The sequence below is a fragment of the Paenibacillus doosanensis genome (genome assembly GCF_025060755.1).
Classification (GTDB): Bacteria; Bacillota; Bacilli; order Paenibacillales; family NBRC-103111; genus Paenibacillus_S; species Paenibacillus_S doosanensis.
Window position 1 is genome coordinate 82040 of record NZ_JANYUY010000012.1, and the last position, 18535, is coordinate 100574.

Below are 18535 nucleotides of genomic sequence, written 5' to 3' on the forward strand. Positions count from 1 at the left end.
CAGCCGAGGCCGCAACCGGCAAACGGGGCTTCGATTATTTTGCCGATTGCGACTTTTATGCGGACGAAAGCGTCAATTACCGCGCCGGAACGGGCTTTAGCTCATGCTGCGCATAGTCGAAATATTTGCCCTCCAGCAGACCGATCAGCGTATTGGTGACACGGATTTCGATTCGGTTGCTGCCTTCTTGCAGCAGCTTGGCATCCCCTAGCCAGCGGTAAGGCGACCAGGCGCACACCCCGAGCGATTGCCCGTTGACGAGTACTTCCGCGCTGTCATGGAAGGCGTCGTCGCTATGGGTCAAGCTGAGCTCGAACGAACCTCCGGCCGGGATCGACGGGAGAACGAGCTCGCGCTCGAAGGAGAACGTTCCGGCATAATAAGGGTATCCGGGGTAAGGACCTGCCGTCAGCGGCAGCTGCTGCTCCGCCGGGGCCGCAATAACGGGGCGGCGCTCTTCGTCGAACCGGACGAGAAAGTCGCCCGTCAGGTATACCGCATCGACCAAACCGTCCCAGTCATGGCGAATTTCTACGGCGGCTTCAAGCTCGTTAACCCCTTCGCATAAATACGAGGCGATGTCGCAACCGATATTCATGGGATCGTACAAAAATACCGGCTTGAACGCGTCCGTATCGACCCGGTGCCCGTTGATCCGAAAATATCCGCTGCCGCTGAGCGCGCCCTTGTCCAAGACGAGCATGGCTCGCTGCGGAAGCTTATCGACGGTAAACGCGGCCGAGTATACGGCTTGCAGCGGGTAGGACATGGCGATCTTCATCGGCGTGCCGAACAGCTGGGACATCTGTACCGGCAGAGCGCTTGCTTCCGCCAAATCCGCGCATTGGTCGATAAACGTCTTCGCCGTAACGGCCGGAGCTTCCAACGGAGCGCGCTTCGCTTCCGAGCCGGCATCGCCGACGGCGAGCCGGAACGTGTCGAAGCGCACCGCGTTCGGCTGCAGGGCCGACAGCCGCCATGGAGCGGCTGCGTCCGCTTCCAGCTGCCAAGGCTGTGCGGCGGCGGGCAGAGCGGCGGGCTTGCCGCGCTTCAGCTGTACGAGCTTCGACTCGTACGGAGCCAGCGACAGCGGCAGCAGCCAGGCCGAGCCGTCGCGGGTTCCTTGGGCGGGCGCGGCATCGCCCCGGTCGAGCGACAGCAGCTGGAACTCGGCGTCGCAGCCTTCAAGGCGCGCGTCGCCCCAAAGCCGCTCGGACGCCCGCAGCGTGATGTCTCGCGGCGTTCCTTCTTGGTTGCTGATGAACACCAGCGCCGTATCTTCGGACAGCTTGCGCGTTTGCGTCAGCAAGCCCCAATCGCCGCATGCGGGCAAAAGCTGCACGGCTTGCGGCTGCAGCTCGCCGAGCAGGGCGCTCATCCGCTTCACGGCCTGCTGCGTCTCCGAAGCTGCCGTGCAAGGCAGGAAGTATACGCTGCCGGCTCCTTTCACCCAATCGGGTTCCGTATTGCCGCCGCTCCAGAATTGTTCGCGCACGGGCTCCGTCAAACCGAACAGCCGCCGGATCGATTCCGAATCCTGCTGCCGCTGTCCGGGCTCGATTGTCTCATAAGGCAGCTGCCCGAGACTGATCACGATACCGCCTTGCTCGGCGAACAGCTGGATTTTGCGCCAGGCGGCGGACTCCAGATTCGTCATCGGGGGCATAATCAGCACCGAATAGGAGGCTTTGCCGAGCGAGAGCTTGCCGCCGGCCGCGTCGGCCTCCGCCAGCAGCTCGGGATCGAGATGATCGAAATCTCTGCCGCTTTTCGTCAGCTCGCTGCAGACGCCGCTCCACCATCGCTTCAAATCTTCGAGCTTTTGCTGTTCCTCCGGGTTCTTGCCGCCGTACTGGAAGCCGTGGAACGGGTTGCCCATCTGCGTCCACAGCGATGTGGTCGGCTGCAGCACCGCGACGGAAATGTCGGCTTCACCCGAGCTCATCACGTAGCTGATCCGGCCGGTGTAATCGCCGAGCTGCCGGAAATGCCGCCAATACGGGTTTTGCAGAAACTGGGACGGCGGCGCGTCATGCTTGGTAAGCCCGTCGAGCGTATAGAAGAAGGCATGGAAGTTGAATAAGTTCGTGCCCATCGCCGCCATCCGGTCGATCATCCATTTGGCGTCCTGCAAGGTCATGGACCAGCCGACGCTGTGAAAGCATTCGATCAGATTGCGCTCCCGGTTTAATTGGCGGGCGATGGAGCTGACCATTTTCGGATCGCTGCGGAAATTGCCCGCGTTTTGATCCAAAATCCAGTCGAGCGAGCGGCCGAGCTTTTCGTGCGCGGAATCGCCTCCCGGAATATGGCTGTACAACTGCGTCGTCATCCTTACGGATGGGACTTCGGTAATGTAGTCAAGCCCGTGACGCTCGCACCAATCATGGACCTGCTTATGATAGGCTCCGAGCAGGAGCAGGTGAACCGACTGGTAGTAGTCGTAACGGACTTGCGCCGCGTTGTCCGCATCCGCATAGAGCAGGGCGTGCAGATGGTCGCATAGATCGTAGCCGTTTTGCTGCTTGAAAAATGCGGCCAGCTGCGGAGACCACGGAATGCTGCCGAGCAGCCCGATTTCATCGGTGAACATCCCTTTGATCGTGCCGCCGAAATATTCGCCCAAATGCTGCGCGTACCGGTCATGCGTCAGACGGATGAAGGTAGCCATCGCTTCGCGGTTGCACGGGTCGACGAAGGTGCCGTAATATTTGAAATCCTCGATTTCCTTCTCCTGAACGATCAGCACTTCCCACTGGCCTTCCGGAGCCGTCCATTCGAGCTTTTGCACCGTACGGTAAGTGAAAAACCGTTTCTGGTTGTACGCGGTAAGCCCCGCTTTCTGGAATATCGGCTCCGTCTGAAAGTTACCGATCGACGAACGGATGTCGACGGCTTCGTCCCACAGCTTCCGGCCCGACGGCAGCACCGGAATCGCTTTGGCGTACAAGATGCGCGCCCACGGCAGCTCGACCGACAAGCGTTCGCCGCCCTCCGCTCTTTGCGCGTGATGAGCCAGCGTGTAGTGCTTCGCTTCCGGATGCTCCAGCGTTACCTCGCCGCCGGCGATGCCGCTCGGGTACGGGTATTCGTCGTACAGCCAAATGTACAGTCCTCGCGCTTGGGCCGCCTCCACTGCAACCTTGACTTTCCGGAACCAGACGTCCGATAAATAAGGGATGTTCAGCCCTTGTCTCGCGCATACGAAGGCGCCGCCCAAACCTTTGTCGGCCATCTCGTCGATTTGACGGCGAATTTCGTCATCTTCCATATCGCCGTTCCAAAACCAGAACGGATGAATCCGGTAATCAGCCGAAGGATTTTTAAATTGCTGCATATCGAACATGTGCACAGCCTCCCGAATTAAAAATGAATGGTTTTCACAACACTATAAGGGAGGCGTTTATGGTCAACAATCGCATTTTTTTGTAAGGGGGGCGGCATGCCGGTGGAGCGGATTTCCGACATTTTTGCAGACTTGTACATTATTGCGCGATCCTCCTCTTCCGTACGCGGTGCATCAACGGCGGCGGTTCAAGAGAGAAGCGGGCAGGAGAAGAAACTTTGCCATACAGGCTGAAGTACGGTACAATAAATCATTAATTCCTTTAATTAAGAGAAATGCGCAGGTGATTAACGATGATTGAGATCAAAACTTCCAAGCTAAGCGACGGAGAGTTCAACCGGGGAGTGTTCGCTACGCGAGACATCGCCAAAGGCGAGCTCATCCACGAGGCGCCGGTCATTCCTTATCCGAATGAGCAGCACGAGTTTTTAGAGAAAACGATTTTGGCGGATTACGCCTTTGAATACGGCGCCAACCATTCGGCGATTTTGCTCGGCTACGGCATGCTGTTTAACCACTCGTATACGCCTAACGCCGACTATGAACTCAATTTTGACAATCATACGGTCGATTTTTACGCTTATACCGATATTCGCGCCGGCGAAGAGATTCTCATTAATTACAATGGCGATATCGACTGCGACGATCCTCTATGGTTTGAACGCAAGGACGAGTCTTAACGAGGCGGCGGGCTGTTCGAAAACTTCATAGTTTCTTCATAAGGAAGGAATAGGAAAAGCCCGTCTCTTAAGTCAGAGACGGGCTTTGTTTGCCGGCTGTATTAGATCCAGGCGCGGCTTACGATAACAAGCAGAATGAACAGAACCAAAATAACGCCGGTGCTTGTGAAAGCTCCGCCAATTCCGCAACCTAATCCACCCATTCGAATCTCCTCCTCAGCTTAGCTTGCATTTCATTCAGGGGTGTTTTAGCCCCCAAGTTAAGTTATGCCGCTCAGGTGCAAACGGATTGGACGGATGTACTTGCGGGATACTGGAATCAGAAAACCCACGTATGGCTGATCGTGTAAATATATGGTAAGATCGAAGGGTGCCATTCGGCCGCTTTTGTACGGCTGCGCCTTGCTACAGGGGGCGCGAATGAAAGCGCAAGCCGATGAATTTATCGAAAATATGGTGATAAGTATGCAACCGGCCGCTACATCGAACGTGATTCAAGAATCGCTGCATCGAATCGTACAGTGCAGAGACCTGCTGAAGCTGCTTTCGTCCAAACGGAATCAGGACGGGGTGTGCCATCTGTCGCTTAAGGTGTTAAGCAATTTTATGGACCTGTCTACAGAGGACGTCTCGCGTACGATCAGGAAATTGGCGCATTTCGGTCTGATCAAGAGCAACCGTGCGCAAAACGAATTTGAAATTTTGAAGCAGCATTTCGAAAGCTCTCCCCTCGCCATTACGGAGTCGCTGCTGAAGCTTCTGCAGGAAAACCCGGAACTGACCTTCCAGGAGCAGGCTGCCCGGCTGGACATTTCCGTGAAAGATTTGGAGGTCGTATACGGGCACTTCGTCTATGTGCTCACGTAAAACCCTCTGGCAGAAGCCGGGGGGTTTATTCCCGTATGGAAAGTCGCCCCCTGCGCGCGTGCGTCGGCCCGTGCCGTGGGCGGGATCGCTCACGCTCAAGCGGCAGCCGTAAGGCCGGCAAGGTTGAAGCATAAAAGCAGCGGATCACGGATGAATAAAAGGGGATGCAAGGAACGGCATAATAATGCCGGAAACAAGGAAGGAATGCGCAGCAGGAGGAGAACTTAAATCAATTCATGCGGACGATACATTCAGCCGGCGGCATGCAGGCTGCTTCAGGTCGGGCGTATGAAGCTTTTGATCCGGAACAGCAGGTCCAGTACGGCGCCCCCAATGAGAAAATAACTAATAATGAAACTGAGCACGACGAGAGACACATTTTTGAAAATTTTAACGATAATTTCAACTCAACTCCCCAATTTAATCTATAAATCTATTTATCTACTATTTGTGCGATTATGCACTTTGTATAAGTTACATTATTTAGGAGGATAACGCAAGTTTTGCGTAAGCCGCGCTTTTCACTGCCCGTATTAAAGCAATGACATGGACTTTGCGCCGGCAAGATGGTTAAATAAATAAGGCGGCAGCGATAAAAAGCCGGCCTCCGTCATTCTCGCGAATAGGATGGGAATTTGAGATGAAGCATAAATTCGAGATCGATTCCGCTTGTCTCCTGCTAGGGCTGCAGCTGGAGCGGGTGCTGGAGCATTTCGCCCGCGAGCGGCTGGCATGCGTTAAGCTGGACGGCAATTATTACACCGACGAATCGGGGATTGAAGAGCTGGAGAAGCTGGCTCCATCATGACGAAAGAGGGTTCTTCATGCTGTTTTATATTACGGCGGCTATCGTAACGGCCATTGATCAATGGGCCAAAATATGGATACGCAATTCCATGGAGGTCGGGCAATCCGTCCCGTTCTGGGACCCCGTCCTGCATTTTACCTATTATGAGAACAGCGGCATGGCGCACAGTCTGTTTCCGGGATACGGCCGATTGTTCGCTTTGTTTGCCGTACTGTTTATTGCAGGAGTGCTCTATTACCGGGCCAAGGGCGAGATCAAGGGCAGATGGATGGATCTTAGCATGGGGTTTCTGGTCGGAGGCGCGGCAGGCAACGCAATTGACCGGATTTTGTTCGGAAAAGTGACGGATTTCCTGGAATTCACATCGGGTCACGGCATTCTCAATTTGGCGGATGTGGCCATTAACATCGGAGTGCTGCTCGTCATCGTCAGTGCGGTGATCGGCATTGTCAAAAAAACAGGCTCATCCTAAAAACAAATGTAAACAAAAAAAGGAGCGCAAACGATGGATAAACAAATACAAGCACGGCTCGTACTTGCAGAAAATCCGGACATGGTTTTCAATGAGGTGGTTCGAATTACGATTGAACGCGGCGATTTGGCATTTTGGCTGAAGTTTACCTCCGAATGGGGAGGGGCGTTATATTTCCTAGACGAAAAAAATACAAAGCAGCGGGAGCAGGGGGCTATCTCTGAAGAGGAATACGAATTTTCCCGAAGAACTTACCGTCTCGGTCTTATTACATTGAGCGGGCTTTACGACAAGCTTAAGGTATGGTCGGAACGGGAAGCGGGGGATTACGCGTTCTCGATGGATATGCTGGAATGTTATTTTATTCCCGCCTATCTCCAAGATTACAGCGAGATGAACGCGGTAGCGAAGAAGCAGGGGCGGCAGTACGTTCAGCTCGTGCTTCAAGCGCTTGAGAACCAAGGGAAGCCGGAGGAGAAGCTGGAGTCGATCCGGCAGCTTGTGCACGAATATATTAAAAACATGCATACGTATGTAAAATAGAAGAAAGGGGTTCTGCACCCCCGACGAGTTATCCGGAAATCAGCCGGTTGTGAGGGATTTCGAGAAAACTGTAGGCTTGAGCCAACAGCTCCGCCTCGTTTTCCTCATAGAAATGTCGGGAGATGCCGTTCATTCCCGTACGCTGGCTGAGCCGGTCCAATTGATTTTTCATCAGCTTGGAGTTGCAAAGCACCGCCACCTTCTGGCAGTGGGGCAGCATCCATTTCTGCAGCTCCTCGATTTTCTCATTGGCTTCCGGCGTGAACACGAACGGATGGCCATCCGCCATCATGCCCCGGTTATCGATCAGCAGCTTGATTCTCCCTTTGGACAAATACGTGCAGGCGATTTTCAAGTCAAACGAAGTTTTGACAATGTCCTCGGCGCTCAGCACGCCCTTGACCTGCCAGGAGATGACCTCTTCTTCAAAATCGATGTTGTACACGAAACGCTCGCTTAACGCTTTGCGAAATTCGCTTTTCATATAAGCGGAGTGCAGCTCGAACCGTTCATTGTCGAAAAAATAGCTCATGTCGACATCAAGCGCTTCCGTCAGCTTCGCGATGTTCTCCAAGGAAACGTTCCTCTCTCCCCGCTCCACGCCTCCTATGTACGAACGATCCAAACCGGCCCGGGCGGCCAATGCCTCCTGCGACATGCCGGATTTAAGCCGAAGCTCTCTCACCCTTTGGCCAAAGTTGGATAAAATACTCACTCTCGAACCTCCCTCCGGATCGGGCCTCAAAAATGCGAAAACGGCAGCATGCGGAAGCCTCGGACTATAAGTACCATTATAAACGTAATTTTGCACGAAAAACATAGAAATATAAAATTTTTTGATGAAAAATAGGCTTTAAGCGAAGACGGCCAAGCCTGCGCCGCTTTGCTCAAAGCCTTCATGTAAAAGGAGTTCCGGATGCTGCCGCGCCTGCAGCGGCATAAGCCGTTACAGCTTAAAGGTGCGGATCGTATTCTGAAGGTCGTCCGCCAGCTTCGAGAGATGCGCGGCCGAACCGGAGATTTCCTCCATTGAGGCAAGCTGATCTCCGGAAGCCTGGGCGACGCTTCGGGTGTTCTCGCTCGCGCTGCGAGCGATCATCGCCGTCGAGGCGATAGAAGCGGTGATTTGCTCCGTAGCGGCGGCCATCTGCTCCGAAGTAGCCGATACTTCCTGAATCTCATGGTTGATCCGTTGAATGTCCTGGAGAATGCGGCCGAACATCGATTGCGTCGTTTCGGCGACCGCTATGCCCTCGCTCACTTCATGCGTTACGGTATTCACCGCCTCTACGGCGAGTCTCGTCTCGGAGCGGATTTCGTCGATCAATCCGGATATTTGCTCCGCGGATGCGCTCGATTGGGCCGCCAGCTTCTTCACTTCCGCAGCGACGACGGCAAAGCCTTTGCCTTCCTCGCCCGCTCGGGCCGCTTCGATGGAAGCGTTAAGCGCAAGAAGATTCGTCTGATTTGCGATGCCGGCGATCATCGTCAAAATGTTGCCGATCTCCTCCGACCGTTCGCCAAGCCGCTGGATAAAATCCGCGGTCTGTCCGGCCGACGTTTGAATCGAGCCCATCTGGCGGACGACCCGTTCGATCGCGTCGCTGCCGTTCTCCGCATGATGCGACGTTTCTACCGTCCGTTCCGATACGGCGGAGGATGTTTCGGCAATCCGCCCGATCCCCGCAGCCATCTCCTCCATCGCATTGGCCGTTTCCTCCGTGCTGGCGAGCTGCTCGTTCGAGCCGCCGGATACTTCCTGGATCGCGGCGGCGACTTGCCTCGACGCGTTCGCGGCCTGATCGGCTCCGGCCGCAAGCTCTTCCGACAAGGCGGCGACCTGGGACGATGCGTCGCGCGTTTGCTCGACGGTCAGCCGCAGATTGACGACCATCGCAGCGGCGGCTCCCGCCAAATCGCCCAGCTCGTCCTTGCTGCGCACCTTGGCCGGCTGAACGGACAGATTCCCCTCCGCTACTTGCATAATCTGAGCAGTCACTTTGCGCAATACGACGACGACGCGCACGTGCATGATCCAGAGCACGAAGACAGTGGCCAGCACGCTGACCGCCATAAGCGCATAGATGAACACTCTGCCGCCTTTATAGGAACTGGCGACCATCGTCTCCAGCCGCAATGGCGCCGTCATGATTCAGCTTCTTCAGATCGTTGAAGCTCGTCTGCATATCGTCGAACAGCTTCTGCCCGTCGTTAAGCAGCTCCATAGCTTTGTCCCGGTTGTTGCTGCGGCTCGCTTCAAGCGCCAGCTTATTGTTATCCTTGAATTGTTTCCAAGAAGCTTTTAACTGCTCGAACTGGACCTTTTCGCCATCCGAGTGCAGCGTCGTTTCATAAACGGCGAGGTTTGTGTCAAACTTGTCGTACAGCTGGGCGATGCTATTGCTGAGTACGTCCATAGTAGACGCATCAGTTTCGTCCTTATGCCTGTAGGTCAAATTGAGTACATGTTCCGCTTCAAAATTCAATTCGTTGATCGATTCGACGCCAGGCACCCAAACGGCGGTGATGCTGTCGACTCGGCCTTTCATATAGTCCATCGTCTTGACGGACAAATAACCTAACGCAAACAATAATAACAATACAATACCGAATCCCAGCAGCAATTTTTTGCCTACAGTAAACCGCATGACGTCACCTCATAATATAGTAAGTAGGTACTATGTATATCTTCGACAAATCTCCGGCAAATGTTTATAACATCCTGCTTGCATCGCTCTCTTAATTTTCATATAATACAGTGTAAAGTTGCATATTGTTTAAATGCGTTGACGGAGAAAAGTACGCAGTACTTCTATACAGGGAGGAGCCGCCGGAGATTGAGAGCGGTTCTACAGAAACAGGCTGTCGAAGTTCGCTCCTGAGCAGTCTTCTGAAACTGCGGCCCATGCCGGCTGCGAGCAAGTAGGAAGAAACCGGCGAGAACGTCTATGTTCGGAACCGTTACATTCAATGAGTGAGAAGGAACGCTTTGTTCTCGGTTTATCCGGCATTTGCGCCGGAAGCTGCGAGGCAAGCGCTCTTCTAACAAGGGTGGTACCACGGCTTTTTCGTCCCTTATACGGGAGAAAAAGCCTTTTTTTGTTGTCCGGAGCATGGTTTCGGCTCGGGGAAAACGCGGCAGCAAAAGGACGATTCAGCACATTTCATAAGGAGGATGAACGATGAAAGAGCGGTTGGAAGCTTTGAAGGCCGAAGCGCTGCAGGAGCTGGCGCAAGTTACGAGCCAACAGCAGCTGGCTGAAATGAGAATCAAATATTTGGGCAAAAAGGGGCCGTTGACCGAAATTTTGCGCGGTATGGGCTCGCTTAGCGCGGAGGAGCGCCCGATCATCGGCCAAGTGGCCAACGAGGTGCGCGGCGCGATCGAAGCGGTGATCGAAAGCAAGCAGGAGGAGTACCAGAAGGCCGAGACGGAGGCGCGTCTGCGCGCGGAGACGATCGACGTTACGCTGCCGGGCAGACCGTCCCCAATCGGTGCGACGCATCCGATCAATAAGGTCATTCAGCAGATCGAGGATATTTTCATCGGCATGGGTTACACCGTCGCGGAAGGGCCGGAGGTCGAGCAGGATTATTATAATTTCGAAGCGCTCAATTTGCCGAAAAACCACCCGGCGCGGGATATGCAGGATTCCTTCTACATTACCGAAGAAATTTTGATGCGGACGCAAACTTCTCCGGTGCAGGTGCGCACGATGGAGAAGATGAAAGGCGAGGTGCCGGTCAAAATCATCTGTCCGGGCAAAGTATACCGCCGCGACGACGACGATGCGACCCACTCCCATATGTTTACGCAAATCGAAGGCTTGGTGATCGACCGCAATATTCGGATGAGCGATCTGAAAGGGACGCTGCTGCAATTTGTGCGCGAGCTGTTCGGGCATCATACGCAAATTCGTCTGCGTCCCAGCTTCTTCCCGTTCACGGAGCCGAGCGTCGAGGTCGACGTGACTTGCGCCATGTGCAAGGGTTCGGGCTGCCGCGTATGCAAGCAATCCGGCTGGCTGGAAATTCTCGGCGCGGGCATGGTTCATCCGAACGTGCTGGAAAAAGGCGGCTACGATCCCGAGGAATACAGCGGCTTCGCTTTCGGTATGGGCGTGGAGCGCGTAGCGATGCTGAAGTACGATATTGAAGATATTCGCCATTTTTATACGAACGACCTTCGTTTCTTGAAGCAGTTCGCCCATTTGTAATCGAGAGGAGCGATCAGAACGACATGAAAGTATCATATCAATGGCTGTCCCAATATGTGGACGTGAACGGATATACGGCCGACGAGCTGGCGGAGAAGCTGACGCGAAGCGGCATTGAAGTGGACATTGTGGAGAAGCGCAATAAAGGGGTCGAGAAAGTATTCGTCGGCTTCGTCAAATCCCGCGAGAAGCATCCCGATGCGGATAAATTGAGCGTTTGCACGGTGGATGTCGGCCAAGGGGAAGACCTGCAAATCGTATGCGGGGCCAAAAACGTAGCCGCAGGGCAAAAGGTGCCCGTAGCGGTCGTCGGCGCGAAGCTGCCGGACGGCTTGGTCATCAAGCGGGCGAAGCTGCGCGGCGTAGAGTCGCAAGGGATGATCTGCTCGGCGAAGGAGCTCGGTCTTAACGACAAGCTGCTGCCGAAGGAAATTCAGGAAGGCATTCTGGTGCTTCCGGAGGAAACGCCCGTCGGAGAAAGCATTCTGGATGTGCTCGCCATTAACGACGAGGTGCTCGATTTCGATCTGACGCCTAACCGTTCCGACTGCTTGAGCATGCTCGGCGCCGCCTATGAGATCGCCGCCATTCTCGGGCGTCCGGTGCGGCTGCCGGATGCGGAGCAGGGGCTGGACGGTTCGGGGACGCAGGCCGCGGACCACATCTCCGTAGAGATTGCCGCAAAGGAACAATGCTCGCATTATGCAGCGCGCTATATCGAGAATGTGAAGATCGGGCCGTCTCCGCTCTGGATGCAGAACCGGCTGATGGCGGCAGGCGTTCGGCCGATCAACAATATCGTCGACATCACCAATTTCGTTATGCTGGAATACGGCCAGCCGCTGCATGCCTTCGACGCCGACAAGCTGGAAGGTGGCCATATCGAGGTGCGGATGGCGAAGCAGGGCGAGAAGCTCGTTACGCTGGACGGCGCCGAGCGCGCGCTCGAACCGCATATGTTGCTGATTACCGACGGCGTGAAGCCGGTCGGACTGGCAGGCGTGATGGGCGGAGAAAACTCCGAAGTGACGGACGGCACCGTGCGGATTTTGCTCGAATCGGCCAAGTTCGACGGCGGTACCGTAAGGAAAACATCCCGCCAGCTCGGGTTGCGCTCGGAAGCTTCGCTTCGCTTCGAGAAGGAAGTCAATCCCGAGGCGGTCATTCCCGCTCTGAACCGCGCCGCTTCGCTGATGGCGCAGTACGCCGGAGGTCAGGTGGCGTCAGGCATCGTGGAGGCGGTGACGGAGCGTCACGCTCCGGTGCAGATCGATCTGAGCGTCGGCCGGATCAATCAGTATTTGGGCACGGCGCTGTCGCTGGAAGAGGTGCAGGCGATTTTTGACCGGCTGCACTTCTCCGCCGATGTGCAGGGAGACGTCCTGACCGTCCATGTGCCGAGCCGCCGCGGAGATATTACGCGCACGGTCGATCTGATCGAGGAAGTCGCCAGACTGTACGGCTACGACAACATTCCGACGACGCTGATGAGCGGCGTAACGACGCCGGGATCGCTGACCCGGGAACAGGCGATTCGCCGCATCGCCCGCAATGTGCTGTCGGGCAAAGGACTTCACGAAACGATCACCTACACGTTCACTCATCCCGATCAAATCGGCCAGCTGCCCGGCTCTTATACGGAAGCCAAGCCGATCGCGCTGTCGATGCCGATGAGCGAAGAGCGCAGCACGCTGCGCACGAGCCTCCTGCCGCATTTGCTGGACGTGGCGGTGTATAACCGCAACCGCAATACGGACGATGTGGCGATCTTCGAGATCGGCAAAGCGTTCGTTACAGACGAAGCGACGCTGACCAAGCTGCCGGAAGAGAAGCTGCTGCTGTCCGCCCTGATGACCGGCAAACGCCATGAAACGCATTGGTCGGGCAAATCCGGAGACGTCGACTTTTATGATCTGAAGGGCGTGTTCGAAAGCCTTGTCGCCTATCTGGGCATCGATGGCATCGGCTATCAATCGGCGCAGCCGGAAGGCTTCCATCCGGGGCGTACGGCGAGCATTACGCTGCAAACGGCGGAAGGAACTTCCATTATCGGTTACCTGGGACAACTGCATCCGGCGCTTCAGCAGCAGAAGGATTTGGCCGACACGTATGTGTTGGAAGTGGATTTCGAAGCGCTGACGTCTCAAGCCGACGAGTCGATCACCCATAAGCTGCTGCCGCGTTACCCTGCCATCGGGCGCGATATCGCCGTTGTAGTGGGCCGGGAGGTGCCTGTCGGCGATCTGATCGCGCAAGTGCGAGAAGTGGCCGGAGCTCTGCTTGAGTCGATTCAAGTGTTCGACATCTATACGGGAGAGCGTCTCGGAGCGGATAAGAAGAGCGTTGCGCTGGCGCTCGTATACCGCACTGCGCAGCGGACGCTGACGGACGAAGAAGTAAGCGAATTGCACGCCAAGGTCGTCTCGGCGCTCGAACAATCGTTCGGAGCCGAACTGAGAAAATAGATTTTCGGGGGAAACTCGGAAATTGTCATAAAGTCGCCTGCTACAGCAGGAAAAAGGCTTCCTCGTATCGAACTGTTTATGGAGATACGGGGAAGTCTTTTTTACTTCCAGGAAATGATGCGCGGCAGTTTCCTGCGGTACGTTTCGCGAGCGCAATTTCAAGCCGAGAAGCGCCGTATCGGAAGCTGCCGGCGAGGTTCCGGATTCTGTCCAAGTTTCACTCGTTGCGACACATCGTATCTCGAATCGGAACATGAAAACCGCTTCTGATAAGGTTCGAAAGGAGAGCTTGCTTGTGACCCAAGAAGATAAAATCCGGATGACGGTGGACATATTCGGCAACCAGTACAAGCTGGTGGCCAAAACCAGCGCCACGAATATGAAACGAGTAATCGCGCAAGTCAACGAACAGATGCATAAAATCGCTGCGGGCTCCCCGCGTTTGGATACACCGAAAATTGCCGTATTGGCGGCTGTACATATCGCAGATGACTATTTCAAGATTCAAGACGACATGGAGGCGCTGCGCGAGAAGCAGAAACAGCTCGACAAGACGAAGGAAGAGTTCTCCCAGCTGAAAGAACGCCATGCGGTGCTGCTGCAGGAGCTTGAAGTCGAGAGGGAGATGCTGAAGGAACTGGAGGCGAGCAGCCAAAGAGCCGAGGAGGAACGGAATCAGGCGCAGGCCCGGATCGCCGAGCTGCAGACGGAAGCGGAGCAGTCGGAGCTGAAGCGGAGCGAATTGGAAGGCTTGATTCGCAGCGAGCGAGAGCGCCGTTCCGAGCTGGAGCAGGAGCTGGCGGCCCAGCGCCTTACCGTGGCGGAGCTTGAGGAGCTGAGCCGGATGCAAGAGACCGAGCTGACGGAGAAAGCGCAGCAGGCGGAAGCCGAAGCCGAGCGGCTGCAAGAAGAGGCCGAGAGGCTGAAGCAGGAGCATGCGCAGCTCGAAGAGCGGATGAAGCAGGAACAGGAGCGATCCGGAAATCTGGAGCGCGAGCTCGGGGAGCGGCGCGAAGCCGCAGCCGAGTTTGAAGAGCTGAGCCGGATGCAGGAGATGGAGCTGACGGCGAGAGCGGAGCAGGCGGAGAAGGAAGCGTCTGCATTGAAGTCGGCTCTTGATAAGCTGAATGAAGAGCGCGACCGGCTTGGCGAGCAAATCAAGGGCGAGCAGGAACGTGCAAGCGGCCTGGAACAGCAGCTTGAAGAGCAGCGTGCGGCGGCGTCCGAGCTTGAAGAGCTGCAGCGGCTGCAAGAGGAACAATTTGCGGCGCAGGCGGAGCAGGCACGCAAGGAAGCGGCCCGGCTTCAGACGGAATTGGAACAATCGAAGCAGGAACGGGAGCGGCTGCAGACGGAGCTGAGCAGCGAGCAGGAGCGCAGCTTCGATCTGGAGCAAGAGCTGGTTGCGCAGCGCAACGCGACAGCCGAAGCGGAGGAATTGATCCGCTTGCAGGAGGAGGAATTTGCGGCCAAAGCGGAGCAAGCGCAGAATGAGGCGGCGGAGCTTCGCGCGGGGCTGGAGCTTCGGAAGCAAGAGGCGGATCGTCAGCACCAAGAATTGGAACGGCTGCAGGAGCAGGCGGCACAGGCCGAGACGTTGGGAGCCGGATTGCAGGCGGAGCTGGAGCGGATGCAATCCGAGCGCGTCCGGCTGGAAGCGGAGGCGGAACAGGCGCGGACGCAAAGGAGCGAACAGCAGGAGCAGATCGCGCAGTTGGAAGTCCGCGTAAGCGAAGCGGCTGAGCGGATCGCTCAGCTTATGCAAGAGCTTGCGTCGCAGCGTGAATCGGCGGCGGAGTTCGAGGAGCTGAGCCGTATGCAGGAAGCCGAGCTGACGGAGAAGCTGGAGCGGTATGCAGCGGGCGAAGCGGAACTGCAGGCCGAGCTGGAGCGCCGGAAGCAAGAGGCTGATCGTCAGCAGGAACGGTTGGAACGGCTGCAAGAGCAGGCGGCGCAGGCCGAATCGCGCGGAGCCGAGCTGCAATCGGAGCTGGAACGCGAGCAAGCGAAGCGTTCCGGGTTAGAGGCGGAAGCGGAGCAGGTACGGACGCAAGATGCCGAGCGGCAGGAGCGGATCGCGCAGCTGGAGGCCCGCGTAAGCGAAGCGGCCGAGCGGATCGCTCAGCTCACGCAAGAGCTTGCGTCGCAGCGTGAATCGGCGGCGGAGTTCGAGGAGCTGAGCCGTATGCAGGAAGCCGAGCTGACGGAGAAGCTGGAGCGGTACGCGGCGGGCGAAGCGGAGCTGCAAGCCGAGCTGGAGCGTCAGCGGCAAGAGGCTGATCGTCAGCAGGAACGGCTGCAAGAGCAGGCGGCGCAGGCTGAAGCGCGCGGAGCCGAGCTGCAATCGGAGCTGGAACGCGAGCAAGCGAAGCGTTCCGGGCTGGAGGCGGAAGCGGAGCAGGCTCGGACGCGAGATGCCGAGCGGCAGGAGCAAATCGCGCAGCTGGAGGCCCGTGTGAGCGAAGCGGCCGAGCGGATCGCTCAGCTCACGCAAGAGCTTACGTCGCAGCGCGAGTCGGCAGCGGAGTTTGAAGAACTGAGCCGTATGCAAGAGGCTGAGCTGACCGAGAAGCTGGAGCAATACGCGGCGGGCGAAGCGGAGCTGCAAGCCGAGCTGGAGCGCCGGAAGCAAGAACTGGATCGTCAGCGGCAAGAGGCGGATCGACAGCAGGAACAGTTGGAACGGCTGCAGGAGCAGGCGGCACAGGCCGAAGCGCGCGGAGCCGAGCTGCAGGCGGAGCTGGATCGTCAGCGGCAAGAGGCGGATCGACAGCAGGAACAGTTGGAGCGGCTGCAGGAGCAGACGGCGCAGGCCGAATCGCGCGGAGCGGAGCTGCAGGCGGAGCTGGATCGTCAGCGGCAAGAGGCGGATCGACAGCAGGAACAGTTGGAGCGGCTGCAGGAGCAGACGGCGCAGGCCGAATCGCGCGGAGCGGAGCTGCAATCGGCGCTGGAACGCGAGCGTGCGGAGCGTTCCGGGCTGGAAGCGGAAGCGGAGCAGGCGCGGACGCGAGATGCCGAGCGACAGGAGCAAATCGCGCAGCTGGAGGCCCGTGTAAGCGAAGCGGCCGAGCGGATCGCTCAGCTTACGCAAGAGCTTGCGTCGCAGCGCGAGTCGGCAGCGGAGTTCGAGGAGCTTAGCCGTATGCAAGAGGCCGAGCTGACCGAGAAGCTGGAGCGCTATGCGGCGGGCGAAGCGGAGTTGCAAGCCGAGCTGGAGCGCCGGAAGCAAGAGACGGACCGTCAGCGGCAAGAGACGGATCGCCAGAGGGAACAGCTGGAACGGCTGCAGGAGCAGGCGGCGCAGGCCGAATCGCGCGAAGCAGAGCTGCGGGCAGAGCTGGAGCGCGAGCAAGCAGAACGCGCCCGGCTGGAAGCGGAAGCGGAGCAGGCGCGGACGGAAGGGGCCGAGCAGCGCGAGCGGATCACGCAGCTGGAGGCACGCGTGAGCGGAGCAGCGGAACGTATCGCGGCACTGGAGCGGGAGCTTGCAGCTCAGCGCGAATCGGCGGCGGAGTTCGAGGAGCTGAGCCGTATGCAGGAGGCTGAGCTGACGGAGAAGCTGGAGCAATACGCGGCGGGCGAAGCGGAGCTGCGGGCCGAGCTTGAGCGCGAGAAGCAGGAACGCGAACGGCTGGAGCTCGAGGCCGGGCTAGTACAGGCGCATGCGGCCGAGCTGAGGGAACAGGCCGCACAGCTGGAGCTGCGAATCAGCAGCGAAGGCGAGCGTATCCGCGGACTGGAGCAGGAGCTCGCGCAGAGCCAGGACGAGCTGCAGGCGCTGCGGTCGCAGCTTGAAACGCAGCAAGGCGACGCGGCCCGGCAGCAGCAGCGCTATGAGGAGCTTAGCGTCCTGACAGAGCAATTGAATGAGCAAATCCGGCTGCAGCAAAAAGAATACGAACTGCAGCTGGAGCATAAGCAGGAGCTGACCAGACAGCATCGCGCCGCACAGCGCGAAGCGGAGGCGCTGGAGGAGCAATTGAAGCAGCTGCTGCAGGAGCAGTTGGAGCAGAAGCTTCAGCTCGAAGCCGAGCTCGGGCTTCAAGTCGAGGCCAGCCGCGAGCTGGAAGAGCGAATCGCCCGCCAGCATGAGCAGAGCGGCGCCTTAACGGCGGAGCTGGATGCCGCGCGAGCGCTCGGCGCCGATCTGCAGAGCAAGCTGAGCGAACGGCTTGAGGAGGCTGCGCTGCAGCAGGAGCTGTACGACGAGCTGCAAGCGCGGCAGAGCGAGCTGGAACGGCAGCTGCAGGAGCAGGAAGCGCGCAGCCGGGAGGCGCTGCTCCGCCAAGAGGAGCAGAGCGCCGCGCTGCGCGAGCAGCTCGGTCAGCGCGAAGCGCAGCTCGCGGAGCGGCAGCAGCAGCTTTCGCAGCTGCAAGAGGAGCAGCGCGCGCTGCTGGCGCAGTTCCGCGAGCAGCAGGCTTACCAGCTGCAGCTGCAGGAGACGGCGAGCCAATGGCAGCGCCGCTGCGACGAGCTGGCCACGCTGGGGGACGAGCTGCGCAAGCAAAGCGCGCAGCAGCTCGAGGAGATCCAGCTGCAGGAAGAGCTGTACAGCGAGCTGGAAGGGCAGTATGCCGAACTGCAGGCCAAGCTAAAGCAGCAGGAGAGCGACAGCCTGGAGGAAATGAGAAGGCTGGAGGAGCGCGCTCACGCTATGCAGGAGCAGCTTCAGGGACAAGCCGAGGCGGCATCCGCTTTGGAGGCGCAGCTTCTTGGCGAAGCCTCTAAGCTGGCGGAGCTGGAGCGGCGGTATGAGGAGCAGTTGGGGCGCAACCACAATCTAATCGCCGAGCAAGCCGAGCGGGCGCGGCTTCTGGAGCAGCTGGAACGCGAGAAGCAAGACGGACAGCAGCTTGCCGGACAATTGTCGGGTCAACTGGAGCAAATTCGCCTGCAGTTCGCAGCCCAGCAGGAAGAATTGCAGCTGCAGGTCGAGCTGTATAACGAGCTGCAGGAGCAGTTCAAAGAGCATTCCGAGCAGCACAAAGCGCTTCAAGAGGAATACGGCGAGCATCGCGAGAAAGCGCAGCGGATATATACGGAGCTTCAGGAACTGAAGTCCGAATACGAAAAGCTGCAAATCGAGTACAACGAATGGATCGAGCTGGTAGTCGAAAATGAATAACTGCAAGCG

Annotated in this window: 14 protein-coding genes; 8 read left to right on the forward strand and 6 right to left on the reverse strand. The window is 57.5% G+C overall.

Annotated features, from left to right (window positions below; genetic code table 11):
- Nucleotides 1–76: 76 nt before the first annotated feature.
- Nucleotides 77–3346: a glycosyl hydrolase gene (locus N0M98_RS11465; RefSeq protein WP_259617944.1), complete on the reverse strand. Its 3270-nt coding sequence runs from the start codon at nucleotides 3344–3346 to the stop codon at nucleotides 77–79.
- A gap of 17 nt (nucleotides 3347–3363) precedes the next feature.
- Entirely contained in the window at nucleotides 3364–3486 is a 123-nt protein-coding gene (locus N0M98_RS11470) for a hypothetical protein (RefSeq protein ID WP_259617945.1), read from the reverse strand.
- Between the two features lie 153 nt (nucleotides 3487–3639).
- Between N0M98_RS11470 and N0M98_RS11475 the strand changes: the two genes are divergently transcribed.
- Nucleotides 3640–4026, forward strand: coding sequence for an SET domain-containing protein (locus tag N0M98_RS11475; RefSeq protein ID WP_249861536.1), 387 nt, complete (start codon nucleotides 3640–3642; stop codon nucleotides 4024–4026).
- A 101-nt stretch (nucleotides 4027–4127) separates the two neighbouring features.
- Here the strand turns inward: N0M98_RS11475 and N0M98_RS11480 are convergent, their stop codons facing one another.
- The gene (locus N0M98_RS11480; RefSeq protein ID WP_249861537.1) at nucleotides 4128–4229 is read right to left on the reverse strand and encodes a YjcZ family sporulation protein; all 102 of its coding nucleotides are present in this window, start codon (nucleotides 4227–4229) and stop codon (nucleotides 4128–4130) included.
- Nucleotides 4230–4446: 217 nt separating this feature from the next.
- Between N0M98_RS11480 and N0M98_RS11485 the strand changes: the two genes are divergently transcribed.
- The 4 genes from N0M98_RS11485 to N0M98_RS11500 all read left to right on the forward strand — a co-directional run bounded on the left by N0M98_RS11485 (nucleotide 4447) and on the right by N0M98_RS11500 (nucleotide 6716).
- On the forward strand, nucleotides 4447–4893 hold the full coding sequence (locus N0M98_RS11485; protein WP_249861538.1) for a hypothetical protein: 447 nt from the start codon (nucleotides 4447–4449) through the stop codon (nucleotides 4891–4893).
- Nucleotides 4894–5533: 640 nt separating this feature from the next.
- The gene (locus N0M98_RS11490) at nucleotides 5534–5701 is read left to right on the forward strand and encodes a hypothetical protein (protein ID WP_249861540.1); all 168 of its coding nucleotides are present in this window, start codon (nucleotides 5534–5536) and stop codon (nucleotides 5699–5701) included.
- A 16-nt stretch (nucleotides 5702–5717) separates the two neighbouring features.
- A complete protein-coding gene (lspA, locus tag N0M98_RS11495) occupies nucleotides 5718–6173 on the forward strand; it encodes a signal peptidase II (protein WP_249861541.1) in 456 nt (151 codons plus the stop codon).
- Between the two features lie 33 nt (nucleotides 6174–6206).
- A complete protein-coding gene (locus N0M98_RS11500) occupies nucleotides 6207–6716 on the forward strand; it encodes a hypothetical protein (protein WP_249861542.1) in 510 nt (169 codons plus the stop codon).
- Between the two features lie 28 nt (nucleotides 6717–6744).
- Here the strand turns inward: N0M98_RS11500 and N0M98_RS11505 are convergent, their stop codons facing one another.
- The 3 genes from N0M98_RS11505 to N0M98_RS11515 form a co-directional block, all read right to left on the reverse strand.
- Nucleotides 6745–7431, reverse strand: a complete 687-nt coding sequence (locus N0M98_RS11505) for a helix-turn-helix domain-containing protein (RefSeq protein WP_249861543.1) — start codon at nucleotides 7429–7431, stop codon at nucleotides 6745–6747.
- 231 nt (nucleotides 7432–7662) lie between these two features.
- A complete protein-coding gene (locus N0M98_RS11510; protein WP_249861544.1) occupies nucleotides 7663–8865 on the reverse strand; it encodes a methyl-accepting chemotaxis protein in 1203 nt (400 codons plus the stop codon).
- Entirely contained in the window at nucleotides 8819–9364 is a 546-nt protein-coding gene (locus tag N0M98_RS11515; protein ID WP_249861545.1) for an MCP four helix bundle domain-containing protein, read from the reverse strand. Before N0M98_RS11515 ends, N0M98_RS11510 begins: the two co-directional genes overlap by 47 nt.
- Before the next feature lie 534 nt (nucleotides 9365–9898).
- Between N0M98_RS11515 and pheS the strand changes: the two genes are divergently transcribed.
- The 3 genes from pheS (at nucleotide 9899) to N0M98_RS11530 (ending at nucleotide 18526) form a co-directional block, all read left to right on the forward strand.
- Nucleotides 9899–10933 carry a phenylalanine--tRNA ligase subunit alpha gene (gene pheS, locus N0M98_RS11520; RefSeq protein ID WP_249861546.1) on the forward strand — a complete coding sequence of 345 codons (1035 nt, stop codon included), beginning with the start codon at nucleotides 9899–9901 and terminating at the stop codon, nucleotides 10931–10933.
- Between the two features lie 23 nt (nucleotides 10934–10956).
- A complete protein-coding gene (gene pheT, locus N0M98_RS11525; RefSeq protein WP_249861547.1) occupies nucleotides 10957–13398 on the forward strand; it encodes a phenylalanine--tRNA ligase subunit beta in 2442 nt (813 codons plus the stop codon).
- Nucleotides 13399–13693: 295 nt separating this feature from the next.
- Nucleotides 13694–18526, forward strand: coding sequence for a hypothetical protein (locus tag N0M98_RS11530; RefSeq protein WP_259617946.1), 4833 nt, complete (start codon nucleotides 13694–13696; stop codon nucleotides 18524–18526).
- Nucleotides 18527–18535 lie beyond the last annotated feature (9 nt).

What these genes read in the sequence shown, in the direction of transcription:
- N0M98_RS11480 (WP_249861537.1), bottom strand. Translation starts at nt 4,229, where the DNA reads ATGGGTGGATTAGGTTGCGGAATTGGCGGAGCTTTCACAAGCACCGGC.
- N0M98_RS11485 (WP_249861538.1), top strand. Translation starts at nt 4,447, where the DNA reads ATGAAAGCGCAAGCCGATGAATTTATCGAAAATATGGTGATAAGTATG.
- N0M98_RS11500 (WP_249861542.1), top strand. Translation starts at nt 6,207, where the DNA reads ATGGATAAACAAATACAAGCACGGCTCGTACTTGCAGAAAATCCGGAC.
- N0M98_RS11515 (WP_249861545.1), bottom strand. Translation starts at nt 9,364, where the DNA reads ATGCGGTTTACTGTAGGCAAAAAATTGCTGCTGGGATTCGGTATTGTA.
- N0M98_RS11475 (WP_249861536.1), top strand. Translation starts at nt 3,640, where the DNA reads ATGATTGAGATCAAAACTTCCAAGCTAAGCGACGGAGAGTTCAACCGG.
- lspA (WP_249861541.1), top strand. Translation starts at nt 5,718, where the DNA reads ATGCTGTTTTATATTACGGCGGCTATCGTAACGGCCATTGATCAATGG.
- N0M98_RS11510 (WP_249861544.1), bottom strand. Translation starts at nt 8,865, where the DNA reads ATGACGGCGCCATTGCGGCTGGAGACGATGGTCGCCAGTTCCTATAAA.
- N0M98_RS11465 (WP_259617944.1), bottom strand. Translation starts at nt 3,346, where the DNA reads ATGTTCGATATGCAGCAATTTAAAAATCCTTCGGCTGATTACCGGATT.
- pheS (WP_249861546.1), top strand. Translation starts at nt 9,899, where the DNA reads ATGAAAGAGCGGTTGGAAGCTTTGAAGGCCGAAGCGCTGCAGGAGCTG.
- pheT (WP_249861547.1), top strand. Translation starts at nt 10,957, where the DNA reads ATGAAAGTATCATATCAATGGCTGTCCCAATATGTGGACGTGAACGGA.
- N0M98_RS11470 (WP_259617945.1), bottom strand. Translation starts at nt 3,486, where the DNA reads ATGTACAAGTCTGCAAAAATGTCGGAAATCCGCTCCACCGGCATGCCG.
- N0M98_RS11490 (WP_249861540.1), top strand. Translation starts at nt 5,534, where the DNA reads ATGAAGCATAAATTCGAGATCGATTCCGCTTGTCTCCTGCTAGGGCTG.